This window comes from Streptomyces sp. NH27 (assembly GCF_056859195.1).
Genome location: NZ_JACEGK010000978.1, coordinates 1 through 1,116 on the forward strand (window position 1 = coordinate 1; position 1,116 = coordinate 1,116).

Sequence of the window (1,116 nt, forward strand, 5' to 3'; positions counted from 1 at the left end):
CTCCTGGAAGGCGATGGCTGTTTCCACCCGGTACGGCTCCTCGCCGTCGAGCAGGTGGCGGATGATGCGGGAGTTGCGGTAGGCGGCCATACCGAGGTCGGGGGTGGCGAAGCCGTGGGTGTGCAACTCGGCGTTCTGGACGTAGATGCCGCGGCCGGTGACGTCTATCGCGTAGTCCCGGCTGACGTTGTAACGGCCCTGGTCGTCCCAGCGGATGCGGTCGCGGACGGGGTCGAGGAACTTCGGCACCTGGTAGCGGTAGCCGGTGGCCAGTACCAGGCCCTCGGTGGTGAGGGTGTGGGCGCGGTCCTGCTCGTGCTGGCGCAGCCCGAGGGTGTACGTGCCGGTGGCCGGGTCGTGGCCGGCGCTGTCCAGCGAGGTGTTGGTGAGCAGGCGGGTGGGGACCTTGCCGCGGCGGCTCTTGGCGTAGAGCAGGTCGAAGATCGCGTTGATCAGATCGGAGTCGATGCCCTTGTACAGGCTCTTCTGCGTGCTGTTGAGCGTGTCGCGGACCGGGCCGGGCAGCGCGTGGAAGTAGTCGATGTACTCCGGGGAGGTCATCTCCAGGGTGAGCTTGGTGTATTCGAGCGGGAAGAAGCGGGGGGAGCGGGTCACCCACGTGAGGTGGTAGCCGCGGGCGTCGATGTCCTGGAGCAGGTCGTAGTAGATCTCGGCGGCGCTCTGCCCGCTGCCGACGATCGTGATGCTGCGCTTGTCCTGGAGCCCGGGTTTCGCCTCCAGGTAGCGGGAGCTGTGCAGGAAGTCGCCGCCGAGACCGTCCACCGCAGGCGGTAGGTGGGGTGGGGCGCCGGTGCCCAGCACCAGGCGGGGTGCGTGGTACGTCTCGCCGTTCGCCGTCCGCACCTCGTACATCGCGCGGCGCTCGTCGTGGACCACCTCGGTCACGGTGCGTCCGAAGCGCACCGAGGACAGGCGGGCGGCGGCCCACCGGCAGTAGTCGTTGAACTCCTCGCGCAGCGGGTAGAAGTTCTCGCGGATGTAGAAGGGGTACAACCGGCCGCACTGCTTGAGGTGGTTGAGGAAGCTGAACGGCGAGGTGGGGTCGGCGAGGGTCACCAGGTCGGACATGAACGGGGTCTGGAGGCTGCTGCCTTC

Annotated in this window: 1 protein-coding gene; it reads right to left on the reverse strand. The window is 68.0% G+C overall.

What is annotated here, in order from left to right; translation table 11 throughout:
• On the reverse strand, positions 1 to 1,116 hold a 1,116-nt coding region (locus AC13HU_RS37515), incomplete at both ends, for a lysine N(6)-hydroxylase/L-ornithine N(5)-oxygenase family protein (protein ID WP_483046479.1).